The organism is Bacillus sp. TH17 (genome assembly GCF_016651125.1).
GTDB classification, from domain to species: Bacteria; Bacillota; Bacilli; order Bacillales; family Bacillaceae_G; genus Bacillus_A; species Bacillus_A mycoides.
The window spans coordinates 3,474,597-3,491,260 of sequence record NZ_JAEKEN010000001.1 but is presented as its reverse complement, the minus strand read 5'-3'; the positions used below and the strand labels follow the sequence as shown (position 1 = coordinate 3,491,260).

The 16,664-nt window shown below is 34.6% G+C and carries 13 protein-coding genes and 1 riboswitch; of the genes, 8 read left to right on the top strand and 5 right to left on the bottom strand.

The window, feature by feature from the left end; genetic code table 11:
* The first annotated feature begins 235 nt into the window (after positions 1-235).
* Positions 236-1,912 (top strand): oligo-1,6-glucosidase, encoded by a 1,677-nt coding sequence (gene malL, locus JFT95_RS17680; protein WP_088034418.1) that lies wholly within the window; start codon positions 236-238, stop codon positions 1,910-1,912.
* A gap of 38 nt (positions 1,913-1,950) precedes the next feature.
* Here malL and JFT95_RS17675 read toward each other — a convergent pair whose 3' ends face one another.
* Positions 1,951-3,711: an alpha-glycosidase gene (locus JFT95_RS17675; RefSeq protein ID WP_078175407.1), complete on the bottom strand. Its 1,761-nt coding sequence runs from the start codon at positions 3,709-3,711 to the stop codon at positions 1,951-1,953.
* A 324-nt stretch (positions 3,712-4,035) separates the two neighbouring features.
* On the opposite strand from JFT95_RS17675, the gene JFT95_RS17670 reads away from it, so the two are divergent.
* The 4 genes from JFT95_RS17670 to malR all read left to right on the top strand — a co-directional run bounded on the left by JFT95_RS17670 (position 4,036) and on the right by malR (position 8,830).
* On the top strand, positions 4,036-5,295 hold the full coding sequence (locus JFT95_RS17670; protein ID WP_201052896.1) for an extracellular solute-binding protein: 1,260 nt from the start codon (positions 4,036-4,038) through the stop codon (positions 5,293-5,295).
* Between the two features lie 76 nt (positions 5,296-5,371).
* Positions 5,372-6,673 carry a maltosaccharide ABC transporter permease MalC gene (malC, locus tag JFT95_RS17665; RefSeq protein WP_002088367.1) on the top strand — a complete coding sequence of 434 codons (1,302 nt, stop codon included), beginning with the start codon at positions 5,372-5,374 and terminating at the stop codon, positions 6,671-6,673.
* Positions 6,674-7,516, top strand: a complete 843-nt coding sequence (gene malD / locus JFT95_RS17660) for a maltosaccharide ABC transporter permease MalD (RefSeq protein ID WP_002160656.1) — start codon at positions 6,674-6,676, stop codon at positions 7,514-7,516.
* A gap of 282 nt (positions 7,517-7,798) precedes the next feature.
* Positions 7,799-8,830, top strand: a complete 1,032-nt coding sequence (malR, locus tag JFT95_RS17655) for a maltose operon transcriptional repressor MalR (RefSeq protein WP_002014809.1) — start codon at positions 7,799-7,801, stop codon at positions 8,828-8,830.
* Positions 8,831-8,834: 4 nt separating this feature from the next.
* On the opposite strand, the gene JFT95_RS17650 is transcribed toward malR, so the two are convergent.
* Together JFT95_RS17650 and JFT95_RS17645 are read right to left on the bottom strand one after the other, a co-directional pair.
* Entirely contained in the window at positions 8,835-9,998 is a 1,164-nt protein-coding gene (locus JFT95_RS17650) for an aminotransferase A (RefSeq protein WP_002033816.1), read from the bottom strand.
* A gap of 234 nt (positions 9,999-10,232) precedes the next feature.
* The gene (locus JFT95_RS17645; RefSeq protein WP_000929276.1) at positions 10,233-10,433 is read right to left on the bottom strand and encodes a hypothetical protein; all 201 of its coding nucleotides are present in this window, start codon (positions 10,431-10,433) and stop codon (positions 10,233-10,235) included.
* A gap of 309 nt (positions 10,434-10,742) precedes the next feature.
* Between JFT95_RS17645 and JFT95_RS17640 the strand changes: the two genes are divergently transcribed.
* Positions 10,743-12,017, top strand: coding sequence for a sensor histidine kinase (locus tag JFT95_RS17640; RefSeq protein ID WP_044442820.1), 1,275 nt, complete (start codon positions 10,743-10,745; stop codon positions 12,015-12,017).
* Between the two features lie 59 nt (positions 12,018-12,076).
* On the opposite strand, the gene JFT95_RS17635 is transcribed toward JFT95_RS17640, so the two are convergent.
* Positions 12,077-12,820 (bottom strand): DUF3967 domain-containing protein, encoded by a 744-nt coding sequence (locus JFT95_RS17635; protein WP_002033817.1) that lies wholly within the window; start codon positions 12,818-12,820, stop codon positions 12,077-12,079.
* A 236-nt stretch (positions 12,821-13,056) separates the two neighbouring features.
* On the opposite strand from JFT95_RS17635, the gene nucA reads away from it, so the two are divergent.
* Together nucA and comJ are read left to right on the top strand one after the other, a co-directional pair.
* Complete coding sequence (gene nucA, locus JFT95_RS17630; protein WP_002014817.1) at positions 13,057-13,491, top strand: DNA-entry nuclease; 435 nt, start codon at positions 13,057-13,059, stop codon at positions 13,489-13,491.
* 39 nt (positions 13,492-13,530) lie between these two features.
* Positions 13,531-13,920: a competence protein ComJ gene (gene comJ, locus JFT95_RS17625; RefSeq protein ID WP_002088359.1), complete on the top strand. Its 390-nt coding sequence runs from the start codon at positions 13,531-13,533 to the stop codon at positions 13,918-13,920.
* Positions 13,921-13,961: 41 nt separating this feature from the next.
* Here the strand turns inward: comJ and metE are convergent, their stop codons facing one another.
* Positions 13,962-16,250, bottom strand: a complete 2,289-nt coding sequence (metE, locus tag JFT95_RS17620) for a 5-methyltetrahydropteroyltriglutamate--homocysteine S-methyltransferase (RefSeq protein ID WP_201052894.1) — start codon at positions 16,248-16,250, stop codon at positions 13,962-13,964.
* A gap of 130 nt (positions 16,251-16,380) precedes the next feature.
* Positions 16,381-16,568, bottom strand: a riboswitch (cobalamin riboswitch).
* Between the last annotated feature and the right edge of the window lie 96 nt (positions 16,569-16,664).

Below are 16,664 nucleotides of genomic sequence, written 5' to 3'. Positions count from 1 at the left end.
TTTATTATAAACGAATAGATTCAAAAAAGAAATAAAAACACTATAAAAAAATAAAACATTTTCATTATTCCTATGAATATATAATAAGTTTCACATGTTTTATTAGAAAAAGAAAATAAATATTGTAAGCGCTATTTTAAATTTGGATAGAATCTGTTATCATTCAGTAATGAAAACGTTTGCGCCTTAAAAAAAGAAAAAAGAATCAATAGTATAGATGAAATGGGGTAGCATAATGGGAAAACAATGGTGGAAAGAAAGTGTAGTATATCAAATTTATCCTCGTAGTTTTATGGATAGTAATGGTGATGGTATAGGTGACCTTCGTGGTATTCTTGCGAAGCTAGACTACTTAAAAGAATTAGGTATTGATGTAATTTGGTTATCACCAGTCTATGAATCTCCAAACGATGATAATGGTTACGATATAAGTGATTATTGTAAAATTATGAACGAGTTCGGAACAATGGAAGATTGGGATGAACTATTACATGAAATGCATAAACGTAATATGAAACTTATGATGGACTTAGTTGTTAATCATACTTCAGATGAACATAATTGGTTTATTGAATCATGTAAATCGAAAGATAATAAATATAGAGACTATTATATATGGCGCCCTGGAAAAGAAGGGAAAGAGCCGAATAACTGGGGAGCAGCATTTAGTGGATCTGCATGGCAATATGATGAGATGACAGATGAATATTATTTACATCTGTTTTCTAAAAAACAGCCAGATTTAAACTGGGATAATGAAAAGGTAAGACAAGATGTTTATGACATGATGAAGTTTTGGTTAGAAAAAGGAATTGATGGGTTCCGTATGGATGTTATTAATTTTATTTCTAAAGAAGATGGCTTACCATATGTTGAAACGGATGAAGAAGGATATGTTTCAGGGCATAAACATTTTATGAACGGTCCGAACATTCATAAGTATTTGCATGAAATGAATGAAGACGTATTGTCTCAGTATGACATTATGACGGTTGGGGAAATGCCTGGTGTAACGACAGAAGAGGCTAAATTGTATACAGGGGAAGCTAGAAAAGAACTACAAATGGTATTCCAATTTGAACATATGGATTTAGATTCCGGAGAAGGTGGGAAATGGGATGTAAAACCATGCTCACTTCTTACTTTGAAACAAAATTTAACAAAGTGGCAAAAAGCATTAGAACAAACAGGATGGAATAGCCTTTATTGGAATAACCATGACCAGCCTCGCGTTGTATCTCGTTTTGGTAATGATGGAGCTTATCATACTGAATCAGCGAAAATGTTAGCGACAGTACTTCATATGATGAAAGGGACACCATATATTTATCAAGGAGAAGAAATCGGAATGACAAATGTTCGATTTGAATCAATTGATGAATACCGAGATATTGAAACACTAAATATGTATAAAGAGAAAGTTATAGAGCGCGGCGAAGATATAGATAAAGTGATGCAGTCTATATATATAAAGGGCCGAGATAATGCTAGAACTCCGATGCAGTGGGATGATAGAGAACATGCTGGATTCACAACGGGTGAGCCTTGGATTGCGGTAAATCCTAACTACAAAGAGATTAATGTGAAACAGGCAATCCAAGATGAAGAATCGATTTTTTATTACTATAAAAAATTGATTGAATTACGTAAAAACAATGAAATAGTTGTGTATGGAACATATGATTTAATATTAGAAAATAACCCTTCTATTTTTGCTTATGTAAGAACATATGGAGAAGAAAAGCTTCTGGTGATTGCAAACTTTACTGCAGATGAATGTGTATTTGAATTGCCTGAGGACATTATTTATAGTGAAGCAGAGTTATTAATACACAATTATGATGTAGAAAATGTATTGATAGAAAACATTACATTACGACCATATGAAGCAATGGTATTTAAATTGAAATAAGAAAAGCCTTATGCCACCCTGGCATAAGGCTTTTACTATTACCATTTTAAAATAGAGAATCCATACGGTGGAAGTGTAACTTGTAATACACTTGCTTCCGCTGAAAATTCTTCGTTTGTATAAATGTTAATTATTTTCTTCCTGGTAATATGAAGAGGGAGTGAAGTTGTAACTTCACTGTTAGTAGGATTTAAAACGAAAAAGATAGTTTCATCTTCATATGTTTTTGTATAAGAAATATAATTATGTTCATCATTTGCCTCAATGAATTGAAAAGTACCATTTCCTCCAAATGCTTTATGTTGTTTCCGTAATGAAATTAATGTTTGTATATGTGTAAATAAAAGAGTATCTTGTTCTTTTTCATCCCATATCATACATTTGCGGCAGTCAGGGTCCATTCCACCATCCATACCGATTTCATCGCCGTAATAAATACAAGGAGAACCGATGAAAGAAAGGTGAAATACATAGAGTAACTTTAACTTATTTTTATCCCCGTTACATGTTGCTAAAATTCTAGGTGTGTCATGACTGTCTAATAAATGAAATGCCGCTTCATTTACATTCATAGAGTAGGAATGTAGAGAATCAGTAATTTGTTTCATAAATTCACTTGCATGAATGGATTCGTTAGCAAAGTAAGAAAGTAGAGCGTTTGTAACAGGATAGCTCATTACAGCATCAAATTGGTCACCTTGTAGCCATGGGAGTGCATCGTGCCAAATTTCACCTAAAATATATACTTCAGGATTTAATGCTTTTATTTCACTTCGGAATTCTCTCCAAAAACTGTGATCAACTTCATTTGCTACATCAAGGCGCCAACCGTCTATATTGAATTCTCTTACCCAATAACGCCCTACTTCAAGTAAATATTCTTTTACATCTGGGTGTGCTGTATTTAATTTAGGCATATACGGTGTAAATGCGAAAGTATCATAATTAGGAAGTGGTTCGGTTATAATTGGAAATTCATGAATATGGAACCAATCTTTATAGGCGGAATTTTCACCTTGTTCCAGCACGTCTTGAAATTTATCAAAGAAGTACCCGCTATGATTAAAAACAGCATCGAGCATTACTTTTATACCACGTTTATGACACGCTTCAATGAGTTCTTTGAAAGTTTCTTTCGTCCCAAATTGTGGATCGATTTCCATGTAATCAATTGTGTCATATTTATGATTCGAATGAGCTTTGAAAATAGGAGTGAAATATATTCCGGAAATTCCAAGCTTCACAAGGTAATCAAGGTTTTGAATAATACCAGCAAAATCTCCGCCGAAAAAATTAGTTGGAGTTGGTTCGGTACTTCCCCAAGGAAGGGTGTTTGCAGGATTTAATGTGCTATCCCCGTTAGCGAATCGTTCCGGGAAAATTTGATACCATACTGTGTCTTTAATCCAGGATGGTGCTCTGAAAACGTCTTTTGCATGAATGAATGGAAAGCAGAAAAAGTTACCGACATCGTCATTTGGAATATTAGAAAAAAATCCTCTTTCTGTATAAATAAGAGTTTCTACGTCGTTTTTTAATTCGAATCCATAACGTAAGCGTTTAAATTTTGGTTTGATTGAAACCGACCAATAATCAAATAACTCAGTAGATCCGGTTTTTTTCATTGGTGTACTTGCTGTAATCCATTTCCCGTCCTGCCATTCGTACGGATCCCCGTAGATGAGAGCGGCGCTGTGAACATCATCTCTTTTTGTGTGTATTCGGATGTGAATTGTTTTTTCGTCGTAAGCGTATGCATAATTATCTTTTGGCCTATGATAGATCGCTTCTTTAAGCATATAGAAAATCCCCCTTTAATATCTCTATACATATAGTTCCCGTAAATGAAATAATAAAGATTATGTTGCAAACGATTGCCTTCCACATAACTTTAATATTGCTTATAAGAGTAGTATTCATTTTATGTAAAGTCAATGAATAAAGAGTGTGATAAGATTATTTTGAAAATTAATATTTGCAAAATGAATAAAAGGATGTATAATGATAGACAAATAGCGCAAACGTTTTCATAGATTTAGATATTGTTTGCGCTTCTATTAAACAATCAAATGCAAACGTTTTCAATTAAAGAGGTACATAGACAATTTAGGGAGGTTTTTGGGATGAAGAAAGCATTATCACTATTAACGATTTCAGCATTGTCAATTGGCATGTTATCTGCATGTGGACCGAAAGATTCAGGAAAAAAAGAGGAAAGTAAAGCGAAGAAAGACTATGATCTTCTCGTTTGGGAAGATGATAAAAAAGGTGTTGGTTTAGAACCAGCAGTGAAAAGCTTTGAGGAAAAATATAAAGTAAAAGTAAAAGTTGTTGAAATGCAAATGACAGATCAAGTGAAAAAGTTACGTCTTGATGGACCAGCGGGGACGGGACCAGATGTTGTAACATTGCCACACGATCAAATCGGAAATGCAGTAACAGAAGGCTTACTTTCTGAAGTAAAAGCAGATGATGCTGTGAAGAGTAAATTTACTGACTTATCAATAAAGGCACAAACATACAACGGGAAATTATATGGTTTACCAAAAGCAATTGAAACACCAATTTTTATTTACAATAAAAAATTAATGCAAAAAGCTCCAGAAACGATGGACGAGCTATTTAACTTCTCAAAAGACTTTACGAAGGATGGCAAGTACGGATTTTTAACATTAGGAGATAACTTCTACTTTGCTAACGCGTTTATGGCAGGTATGGGCGGATATGTATTTGGTGAGAAAGACGGAAAGCCAAATGCAAGTGATGTTGGATTAAATAATAGCGGAGCAGTACAAGGTGCTGAATATCTTCAAAAATGGTACAAAGAAAAGTTATTCCCGAAAGGTATTATCGGTGAATCTGGTGGACCTGCTGCTGATGGATTATTCAATGAAGGAAAAGCAGCATCTATTATGAACGGACCGTGGGCGTTCCAAGCGATGGAAAAGAACGGAATTGATTATGGTGTTGCTCCAATGCCGAAATTACCAAATGGTCAACCGATGAAAACATTTGTTGGGGTAAAAGGATGGCATGTAACAAGCTTCTCTAAACAAAATGATTTAGCTACAAAGTTCACTGAGTGGGTAACAAATGAAGAAAATGCAAAAATTCGATTTGAGAAGACAAAAGAAATTCCTCCAGTAAAATCAGTAATGGAAGATCCGATTATTAAAGATAACGAAGCTGCAAAAGCGGTTGCAACTCAATCAGAAAATGGAATTCCAATGCCGAATATTCCAGAAATGCAAGAAGTATGGAAACCAGCTGGAGACGCTCTTCAGTTAGTTGTTACAGATAAAGAGACACCAAAATCTGCGCTTGATAGTGCAGTGAAACAAATTAAAGGAAATATTGAGGCAAACCACAGTAATAAAAAATAAGGTGAAGTTCGTGCCTCTAATATGAGAGGCACGAATTCTCTCCCTTCCAAGTAGGAAGAAAAAAGGGGGAAGGAACATGCAAACATCTATGGAACCAATGAAAGATATGAACGGTTCGAAACATAGGAAAATGGCGACCATGTTATCTATTATTCCAGGCATGGGTCAAATATATAATAAACAATTTGTAAAAGGTCTTATTTTTCTAGTATTAACAGGTTCATTTATTGTAGCATTTGCTGATTTGTTAAATATGGGATTATGGGGAATTGTAACGCTCGGTACAGAAGTTCCACGTGACCATTCTGTCTTTCTATTAGTAGAAGGAATTTTGGCACTTATCGTCATAGTGTTTGGACTAGGAATATATGGATTTAACTTATATGATGCATACCAAAATGGGAAGAAACGTGATATAGGAACACCATTAAACTCAGTAAAAGAGCAATACCGTAACTTATTAGATCAAGGTTTTCCATATTTAATGGTTTCACCAGGATTTCTATTACTTATCTTTGTAGTTGTATTTCCAATCATTTTTGTAATTTTAATTGGATTTACGAATTATGACTTATATCACTCTCCTCCAGCTAAATTAGTGGATTGGGTGGGCTTTAAAAACTTTATTGATATTTTCACATTACCAATGTGGAGAGAGACATTTTTAAGTGTATTTTCTTGGACTGTCATTTGGACATTTGTTGCAACAACATTACAAGTTGCACTTGGTATTTTCTTAGCGATTATCGTAAATCAGCCTGGTATTAAAGGTAAGGCAATTATTCGAACAATTTTCATTTTACCGTGGGCTGTTCCAGCATTCGTATCTATTCTTGTCTTCTCGGGTATGTTTAATGAAACATTTGGAGCAATTAATAATCAAGTATTAGCTTTATTCGGGATTGAAAAGATTGCTTGGATGACAGATCCGTTTTGGGCGAAGATTGCTTTAATTATGATCCAAACGTGGCTCGGTTTCCCATTTGTCTTTGCAATGACAACAGGTATATTGCAATCGATTCCAGGAGAATTATATGAAGCTGCTACAGTAGATGGAGCAACTGCTTGGCAACAGTTCCGTAAAATTACATTGCCACTTGTTTTATACGCAACAGCACCAATTTTAATTACACAATATACGTTTAACTTTAATAACTTTAGTATCATTTATCTATTTAATGGCGGAGGTCCTGCTGTAGCGGGGCAAGATGCAGGTGGAACGGATATTTTAATTTCATGGATTTATAAGTTAACGATGACTTCAGCGCAGTACGGAAAAGCAGCAGCTCTTACAATGATTTTATCGTTAATCGTTATTACAGTTGCGTTATGGCAATTTAAGAGAACAAAATCATTCCAAGAAGAGGATATGATGTAAATGAATATTAAACGACAAAAGATGTTACGTCTTTCATTAAGTTATTTAGTTATCTTCATAATGTGTGCGATTATTTTCTATCCATTACTATGGATTATTGGTTCATCGTTTAATCCAGGAGATAGTTTGTCTGGTTCTAGCATTATTCCAAAAAATGCTACGTTAGATCATTATCGTAAGCTACTTGATCTTGATTCAAGTAAGTACTTACTTTGGTATAAAAATACGTTAAAAGTTAGTGTTATGACGATGATTTTTTCGGTGTTAGCAATTAGCTTTACTGCTTATGCATTTTCGAGATATCGTTTTGTCGGAAGAAAAAATGGTTTATTAACATTTTTAATTCTACAAATGATTCCGAACTTTGCAGCGTTAATCGCACTATATGTATTAGCGCAGTTAACAGGATTAATTGATACACATCTTGCATTAATTTTAATTTATGTAGGTGGAGCAATTCCAATGAATACTTGGCTTATGAAAGGGTATTTTGATACGATTCCGAAAGAGTTGGATGAGTCAGCCCGCATGGATGGAGCAGGACACTTCCGTATTTTTTGGCAAATCATTATGCCGCTTGCAAAGCCAATCGTAGCGGTTGTAGCATTATTCACTTTCATCGGTCCATTTACAGATTTCATTTTAGCAAGTATTATTTTACGCACGCCGGAAAATTACACTTTAGCAGTTGGACTCTATGAAATGGTAGCGAAGAAATTTGGTAATGAATTTACGACGTTTGCGGCTGGTTCCGTATTAATTGCAATCCCGATTTCGATTTTATTCTTATCACTACAAAAATACTTTATTTCTGGTTTAACAGCTGGAGGTACGAAAGGATGAGAAATGGGACATTATGTCCCATTTTTCTTTTCATCTCTCTATAAAAAAATTATAGAGAGATGAAAAGAGATTTGACATCGCATATGAAAAGAAGTGAAATAAATAGTATATTATAGTATAGGAAAAAAGAGCTATATCCCTTACAATACATGGAGAGGGAGAATATGATAAGTTTTGCAAGATAGAATAAATAAATGACAGTTTATGACTTCTCCTATGACTTGCAACGGGTGCAAGATAAAATATATGAAAATGGCAGAGAAGTGAAAGGAGGGGATTTTTATGACAGTTACAATTAAAGATGTGGCGAAGAAGGCGAACGTAGCACCATCAACTGTTTCTCGTGTAATTGCTGATAATCCAAGTATAAGTGAAAAGACAAAGCGCCGTGTTCGAAAAGTAATGAGTGAATTAGGATATCATCCAAATTTAAATGCAAGAAACCTTGCGAACCAAACGACGAAGACACTTGGTCTTGTTATGCCGAGTTCTGCAAGTAAAGCTTTTCAAAATCCATTTTTCCCAGAAGTTATAAGAGGAATTAGTTCATTTGCACATGTGGAAGGGTATGCGCTTTATATGTCGACTGGTGAAACGGAAGATGAAATTTTTAATGGTGTTGTAAAAATGGTACAAGGGCGTCAAATCGGTGGTATTATTCTTTTATATTCAAGAGAGAACGATCGGATTATTCAATACTTGCATGACCAAAACTTCCCGTTTGTTTTAATTGGAAAACCATATGATCGAAAAGATGAAATTACATATGTAGATAATGACAATTATACAGCTGCAAGAGAAGTAGCGGAATATTTGATTTCATTAGGCCATAAACAAATCGCATTCATCGGCGGTGGATCAGATTTACTTGTAACGAGAGATCGTTTGGCGGGGATGAGTGATGCTTTGAAACTAGCAGATATTCTATTGCCGAAAGAGTATATTTTACACTTTGATTTTTCAAGAGAGAGTGGTCAACAGGCTGTTGAGGAATTAATGGGACTAAAGCAACCACCGACGGCAATTATGGCAACGGATGATTTAATTGGACTTGGCGTGTTAAGTGCGCTTTCTAAAAAAGGATTTGTTGTACCGAAAGATGTTTCGATTGTAAGCTTTAACAATGCTTTATTATCAGAAATTGCTAGTCCACCACTTTCGACAGTTGATGTGAATATTTATCAATTAGGGTATGAAGCGGCAAAAGCTTTAGTTGATAAGGTGGAGCATTCTGAATCTACTTCAAAATGCATTATTATTCCGCATAAATTATTGAAGCGTCAAACTTGTGATCATTATGCAACAAAAAGCTAAGAGTTTAACTCTTAGCTTTTTTCTTTAGAAAGGCTTCTAAACGGTCACAGCCTTCTTTTAAAGTTTCGATACTGTAAGCATAGGAAAGGCGAAGGTAGCCTTCACCGTATTCGGAAAATGCGGTTCCAGGAACAACGGCTAGCCCAGCTTCTTTTACAAGATCAAGTGCAAAATCAAATGATGAAGATGTTAAATGTCCAACATATGGGAATAAATAAAATGCACCTGTTGGCTTCTCAACCGTTAAACCCATTTGAATGAGTCTATTATATACGTAATCACGGCGTTTTTTGTATTGATAGCGCATCATCTTCGGGGCATCTTTAGCAGCTGTTAAAGCTTCGATTGCAGCATACTGAGCGATTGAAGTAGCACATGTAACATTGTATTGATGAACTTTTAATATGTGTTTTGCTAAATATTCTGGAGCAAATAAAAGTCCGATACGCCAGCCGGTCATAGAATGTGATTTTGATAAGCCGTTAATGACAATCGTCTTATCACGCATTTCTGGGAAATGAGCGATAGATGTGTGTTTTTCTTCATATACAAGTTCACTATAAATTTCATCAGAAAGAACGAAAATATTTTTATCTTTTAAGACAGATACAATATCTTCTAATTCTTCTTTTGATAAGGTAACACCAGTTGGATTAGAAGGATACGGTAAAACGACGCATCTTGTTCGTTCTGTAATTGCATGTTGCAATGCTTCAGCTGTTAAACGAAATCCAGTTTCGCGAACATCTATAAAAATAGGAGTTGCACCACATAGTCGAATAATCGGCTCGTAACCAGGGTAAATAGGAGCAGGTAAAATTACTTCCGTTCCTGGTTCTAAAATAGTTCGGAATGCAACATCGATCGCTTCACTAGCACCGATTGTAACAATGGTTTCGTTTTCAGGTGAATAATGTAAATTGTAGTTGTCCTTTACAAAGTTACAAGCTGCCTTGCGTAATTCTAGTAAACCAGCGTTATGTGTATAGCTTGTATAATTTTCTGTAATGGCCCGTTTAGCTGCTTCTTTTACTAGAGAAGGTGTAGGGAAATCGGGTTGCCCAATTGTTAAAGAGATAAGATTATCATAGTTTTGAATCATATTAGAGAACTGACGGATTCCAGAAATTTGGATGTCCTTCACTCTAGGATTAATGAATTGTTCCATTGTATCTCCCTTTCTTCCGTTTGAAAATTAAGTTCATTTTATCATATTTTCAACTATTACGCTTTGTTTATAAAATTTCCCCCGCTATTTGTGAAAGATAAGAATCGTATCTTAAAATTCAGTGGAAGTAAGAAATTATGTGAGGATTCAAATGTCTATAAGAGTATAAGCTGTGTGAGTTAATTAAAGTTTCACTTAAGCATAAACACAAAAAAAGCCGCTGCAAGCGACTTTTTAATAACCGTATTCCCAATCTATTTCATCTTCGTTCCAAAGTACGGAAGATACTTTGCCAAGATGGACAACGGATTCATTTACAGCACATGTACAGTCTTCGTCCCCTGCTTTATGTTGCAATTCTTCGTATACTGATTTTTCAACGTTTTCTAGCACAACCAAATTTTCTTCTTTTAAAACAAGCGTAGTACCCGCCATATTTATCTTCCTCCTACTAAAGTAATGATCACTTATTTGTAAACATAGATAGTATGGATTATATGCTGTATTTTGCGATAGTTGTCCGTCTAGTGAAGTGTTTTTTATTTTCTTTGTAATCCGTATTCATTGTATACTGCACGAAGGAAATTTGGTACAGGGTTTACAATCATTTCGGAAATTTGTAACATTTATTATTAGTTGTTAACAAATAATTAACAAAGATGTTAAGAAAAATCAAAATTTTGAAACAAATAGACTTATAAAATGATATAATCATATCAAAATACATATAGGGGATGAGAGGCTATGGAGCTGATTCGTGATTTAATGATCCAAATTGCCATCATTATTTTACCACTATTTTTATATGAAGCGATTCGTTTAAATCGTTATCAAGGAATGCTTCCGAAGCCTAATCGCTACTTTATTATGTTTTTATCTAGCGTTACACTCGTTCTCTCCATGACATACTCTATTTGTTTTGGTACCGTTTGCGGATACAATTTTCATCCAGTCCCAATTGTTAGTGGTTTTTTATATGGTGGGATTGTTGGGCTCATCCCTGCCATTATTTATGTTGCATATGAATGGGTTTTTAAGGGGCTTAGTTGGTTGCCTATGGTAGAAGTTATATTTCTTTCGATAATTCCATTATTTTTGTCAAAGAAATGGTCTCTTTTTTCAAGAGATAAGAAGCTAATATTAGCTTTTATGATTGCATCATTTTATGTTCTTGTTTCATTAGTAGTCGGGATGTTGAATGTCCTTTTAGAAACAGGTTTTACACCGTACATATCTAATCTATATAGTGGGTATATATTTGCATCACTTATTATGGTTATGACAATGGTATTTCAAGTGTATTTGACTGAGTATTTAAACGAAAATGCATTATTGCGTACAGAAATGCAAAAATCAGAAAAACTTAATATTGTAAGTGAGTTAGCTGCAAGTGTTGCACATGAAGTTCGAAACCCTCTCACTGTTGTACGAGGGTTTATTCAATTGCTAGAGAGTACGGAAGACGTAAAAAACAAAGATTATATGCGTCTCGTATTAGCTGAACTGGATCGTGCTGAACAGATTATTTCAGATTATTTAAATTTAGCAAGGCCTCAAATTGAAAAAAAAGAACATATTTGTTTATCAGCACAATTAATTGAAATGACAACTCTTATGTCATCATTTGCAGCGATGCAGGGCGTTTATTTGCAAGTTGAGATTTCTGAGAGCCTTTATACTATCGGCGATAAGACGAAATTGAAGCAAGCTATTATGAATGTTGTTAAAAACGGTATTGAAGCAATTCAAGGAAACAAAGGGTATTTAAAAGTAACAGCTATTCAAAAAGATGAATTGATAATAATAAGAGTTAAAGATAGTGGTGTTGGAATGACAAAAGAACAGTTAGTAAGGCTTGGACAACCGTATTATTCTTTAAAAGAAAAAGGAACAGGATTAGGCCTTATGGTAACATTTAGTATTTTACAAGCGCATAATGGCACATTGGAATATAAAAGTGAAAGCGGAAAAGGAACTGAAGCTATTATTATATTGCCAGCTGTACGATATAAGGAATAAAAGTTACCGATAGAAGGTAACTTTTTATTTTATCGTGCATTAGAAAAAGATACAAAATTTCATTCATTTATTTTTTCTTGTTTTGTTCGAACGAATAAACTTTTAAATGATTGAAAGAAGCTTTGCTCTTTTGAGGCGGCGACTAATCTTTTTGTTTCTTGAATTTCGCGAATAACTTGCATAAGTTGTGTATCACGGTTGCTATCTTTATTGTAAATTTGATTGACAAGTTTATTCATTTTTTCTTCTTGTTTGGATTCGCGCTTATACATATGATTCATTAATAAGTCCATTTTTTCTTTTTGGAGTGCATCTGTTTGAGCGGCGTGAACAACTAGATCTTGTAACATTTTTTCTTGTGAGCCTTCTTTTACATAAACTTGTTGCATTAGTTCATCTAATTTCTCGTCTTTTAAACGATTTTGTGTAATGAGAGTAGAGTTTTGATGAATAATTGCTTCATTTAATTGAGCAAGCATTTCAAGTTTTAGCATGAACTCCTCAAAGTTACGCCCATCTTCTTTTGGTTGCACTTCTTGTTTATCTTGAATAACAGGTACAGGTGGGGCATCTTTTTCTTTTAAAATAATAGGTATTGTTTCTGAAATGTCTTCTTGTAATGTAGCAGCTCTTTCATGTATAGATTTCAATAGTTTTAAATCATCCAATTTATAAATACGAGCATCAGCTGTTTTTGAAATGATATAACCGTGTTCCTCTAAGAGTTGGCTATATTTTCGGACTATATGTTTTGGGATACCTGTTTTATTTGTAACATCTTTCGTTTTATAAATAGCTTCCATGATAGTTCCTCCCCAAAAAGTATCGTATATATCATTTCAACCTTTTATGTGGACTTCCTTTGAAAAAGAATGTCGGAAGGTTATTAGTTTTCTACAGCATTAGTGAAAAGATGAAGAAAAATGAATGTTTTTGGCGGAATGGAGAGGAAGAGCTAAAATAATGTCTGAAAACATACATAGAAGAAGTTTGTTATAATAACTGAGGAAAAGAAATTGGTAGGAACACGGAGGTACACATGAAGCAATTTAAAGGTATTATCATTTCAATTATTGCAATTCTTTCTCTTTTGGTAGCGGTATATGAAGTACTTGTGCCAGAGGAGACAAGTACTAAAAAGACAACTACGTATGATCAAATTCTAGAGTTCCCGAAAGAACGATATCCAGAGACCGGGAAACATATAACGGATGCTATAAAAGAAGGACATTCGGAAATGTGTACAATTGATCGTAATGGTGCAGCGGATAGAAGGAAATTATCGTTAGCGCCATATCCGACGAAGAAAGGTTATGATCGTGATGAATGGCCGATGGCGATGTGTAAGGAAGGCGGAAAAGGAGCTCATATTGAATATATAAGTCCAGCAGATAACCGCGGTGCAGGTTCTTGGGTAGGGAATAAGCTAGACAAATATCCAGATGGTACGCGTGTGAAATTTGAAGTGAAATAGTAATTGGCATACATTTCATAGTGGAGGAGAGGGATAGTTATGGAATTAACAATTTCATATTCGCAATTAATGATAATGAACTATGATGGTCAGCAGCCTTATGTAGATTGGACTCCTGAAGATTTTGAAAGAGGCTATGCTGAGGTGGATGGAGCTATTATTTTTGAAGCAATCTCTGACTATACTTGTGAAGTGGAAGTTACTTGTGGAAATCATATTGAGAAAGAAGAAGTGGTTAGAACGATATCAGTTCCTTTCACAGTGAAGAATGAAGAAGTATATATAACAAGTATTCTTTCTAATAAATATCATATTCCTATTCCGAACGGGGAATATATGATAGTCTTGCAGGCAACTCCTCTTGAAGAGCCATCAGACGATGAATTGTATAAAGTACAATACGACTTCTATTTTGAGAGTGTAGAATAAAAAAACGTGTTATCCTTTTTGAAGGATAACACGTTTTTTTATTATGCGTTTGTTTTTAGGAGAGAACGAGCGTCTTTTGCTGCCTGAACCATGTGCTCTAAAGCAGGTATAACTTCCTCAGTTCTTCGTGTTTTTAAACCACAGTCTGGATTAATCCAGAAATATTTAGGGTCACATACTTGTAAAGATTGTTCTACGATTGTGAACATTTCATCTTTACTTGGGACACGTGGGCTATGAATATCATATACCCCTAGACCAATTCCTTTTTCATATGTTGTATGCTTTAATGTATTAATAAATTCTCCATGACTTCTTGATGTTTCGATAGAAATAACATCTGCGTCTAACGCTCGAATTGCATCTACAATATCTTCGAAGTTACTATAACACATATGAGTATGAATTTGTGTTTCATTTTCTACAGAAGATGTTGCTAAAAGGAATGATTGAACTGCCCATGTAATGTATGCATCCCAATCTTTTTCTTTTAACGGCATACCTTCACGAAGTGCAGGTTCATCGACTTGGATTACTCTAATTCCGGAAGATTCAAGTAATTCAATTTCATGACGAAGTGCTAATGCAATTTGAAATGATACTTCTTTTCTTGAAATATCATTTCGAACGAATGACCAATTTAAAATAGTGACAGGTCCAGTTAGCATACCTTTTACTACTTTCTCTGTTAAGCTTTGTGCATATACAGTTTCTTTAATAGTCATTCCACTTATAAAGGCAACATCACCATAAATAACAGGTGGTTTTACGCAACGAGAACCGTATGATTGTACCCATCCGTTTTTAGTAAAGGAGAAACCAGCAAGTCTTTCTCCAAAATATTCCACCATGTCAGTTCTTTCGAATTCACCATGTACTAGTACATCAAGACCAATATCTTCTTGGTAACGAATCCACTTTGCAGTTTCTTTTTCAATGAATTGATTATATTGTTCATTTGTAATATCGCCGTTACGCCACTGTTTACGTGTTTGACGAACTTCAGATGTTTGCGGGAAGCTACCAATAGTTGTTGTTGGTAACAACGGTAATTGTAAAGCTACTTGCTGTAGTTCATATCGTTTTTCAAATGGAAGAGGACGTGAGAAATCATCTTCTTTAAGTGATGTACGTGCCACTTTTACATCTTCACGATTACGTGCAGCTGATGAGCGGATTGCATGATGTGCATTACGATATGTTGTTAAATCGCTACTGATGCTTTCTACACCTTTAGTAAGAGCAGAATGGATAAGGACTAGTTCTTCTAATTTTTGATTAGCAAATGCAAGTGCATCAAATAATTCACTTGTTAAGTGCGTTTCTTCCGTTTTATCAATTGGAGTATGCAATAAGCTACAAGAAGGTTGAACAATTAAACCTTTTGCTGTGATTTGATTTTGTAATGTTGTAAATAAAGAAAGTACATCATCAAGATCAGCTCTCCAAATGTTACGGCCATCTATACAACCGATAGCTAAAATTTTATCAGCTGGGAATCCATATTTTGAAATAGCATTTACATTACCTTCTTTGCCATGAACAAAGTCTAATCCAATACCAGAAACAGGGAATGCAATAATTTCTTCATAGTTCTCTTCTACACTATCAAAATATGTTTGTAGAAGAAGATTCGCATTTGGAACCTCTTTATGAATAGCTTCGTAAAGTTCTTTCGCTTGATTAATTTCATCTTTTGTTAAAGATGCGAAGATTGGTTCGTCAACTTGAATAATTTGTGCTCCAGCTGCGTGTAATTCAGAGAATAATTGTACATAAGGTGCAACTAGCTCTTTTAAAATAGTGGCAAATTGCTCTTCGTTATAACCTTTTGCCAGTTTTAGGAATGTATAAGGGCCTAAAATAACTGGTTTTCCATCAACGCCTAACTCTTTTTTCGCTTCTTCATATAAACGAAGAGGACGATTGTCTTTTAAAGAGATTTGTAATCCTTCTTCATATTCAGGAACAATGTAATGATAGTTTGTGTTAAACCATTTTGTCATTTCAGAAGCAACGTGATCTTTAGAGCCGCGTGCCATTGCAAAATATACATCAAGGTAAGAGGTAAACTCTGAAAAACGTGACGGGATGAATCCTAACATATAGGCCGTATCCAGAACGTGGTCATAATATGTAAAATCGCCAACTGGAATTAATTCAATTCCCTTTTCTTGCTGTACTTTGACGTGTTGAAGGCGAATTTCTTTCATTGTCGTTAAAAATTGTTCTTCATCAATTTTATTGGACCAAAAAGCTTCCAATGTTTTTTTCCACTCTCGTTGTAGTCCGATACGTGGATAACCTAAGTTACTTGTTTGAATTGCCATTTTAAATTCCTCCCTAATTGAAAGTAAGCATTTCCGTTTACTCGGAAATACCTATAACAAAAAGCATAAAGGCATAGAAAAATAAGCCTTCCTTTTTGTTCTTAACACCTCATCATCATCCGTGAGTCTATCAGTGTTGTTAAAATAGGCAGGTATCCTGACTTATGCTTCATATAATTTCTTTCACCTTCCCGTTTTCACAGTGGCACAAAAAAGAAATCTCAGCATTTACAGTGGCGGGACCGTGTTGGAGTTTCACCAAACTTCCCTTTTAAACACGAAGTGAAATATTCGTGTACCTATTTTCCTTTTGAAAGGAATTTAACAAGCGATATGATATTGAAACAAATTCTAACACAATTTTCGGAATTTTGTCCACTGTTTTAAAATAAGAAAATTCTAAAGTTTTTTATT

What these genes read in the sequence shown, in the direction of transcription:
- JFT95_RS17635 (WP_002033817.1), bottom strand. Translation starts at nt 12,820, where the DNA reads ATGGAAGCTATTTATAAAACGAAAGATGTTACAAATAAAACAGGTATC.
- JFT95_RS17670 (WP_201052896.1), top strand. Translation starts at nt 4,036, where the DNA reads ATGAAGAAAGCATTATCACTATTAACGATTTCAGCATTGTCAATTGGC.
- comJ (WP_002088359.1), top strand. Translation starts at nt 13,531, where the DNA reads ATGGAATTAACAATTTCATATTCGCAATTAATGATAATGAACTATGAT.
- nucA (WP_002014817.1), top strand. Translation starts at nt 13,057, where the DNA reads ATGAAGCAATTTAAAGGTATTATCATTTCAATTATTGCAATTCTTTCT.
- JFT95_RS17675 (WP_078175407.1), bottom strand. Translation starts at nt 3,711, where the DNA reads ATGCTTAAAGAAGCGATCTATCATAGGCCAAAAGATAATTATGCATAC.
- metE (WP_201052894.1), bottom strand. Translation starts at nt 16,250, where the DNA reads ATGGCAATTCAAACAAGTAACTTAGGTTATCCACGTATCGGACTACAA.
- malD (WP_002160656.1), top strand. Translation starts at nt 6,674, where the DNA reads ATGAATATTAAACGACAAAAGATGTTACGTCTTTCATTAAGTTATTTA.
- malC (WP_002088367.1), top strand. Translation starts at nt 5,372, where the DNA reads ATGCAAACATCTATGGAACCAATGAAAGATATGAACGGTTCGAAACAT.
- JFT95_RS17640 (WP_044442820.1), top strand. Translation starts at nt 10,743, where the DNA reads ATGGAGCTGATTCGTGATTTAATGATCCAAATTGCCATCATTATTTTA.
- malL (WP_088034418.1), top strand. Translation starts at nt 236, where the DNA reads ATGGGAAAACAATGGTGGAAAGAAAGTGTAGTATATCAAATTTATCCT.
- JFT95_RS17645 (WP_000929276.1), bottom strand. Translation starts at nt 10,433, where the DNA reads ATGGCGGGTACTACGCTTGTTTTAAAAGAAGAAAATTTGGTTGTGCTA.
- JFT95_RS17650 (WP_002033816.1), bottom strand. Translation starts at nt 9,998, where the DNA reads ATGGAACAATTCATTAATCCTAGAGTGAAGGACATCCAAATTTCTGGA.
- malR (WP_002014809.1), top strand. Translation starts at nt 7,799, where the DNA reads ATGACAGTTACAATTAAAGATGTGGCGAAGAAGGCGAACGTAGCACCA.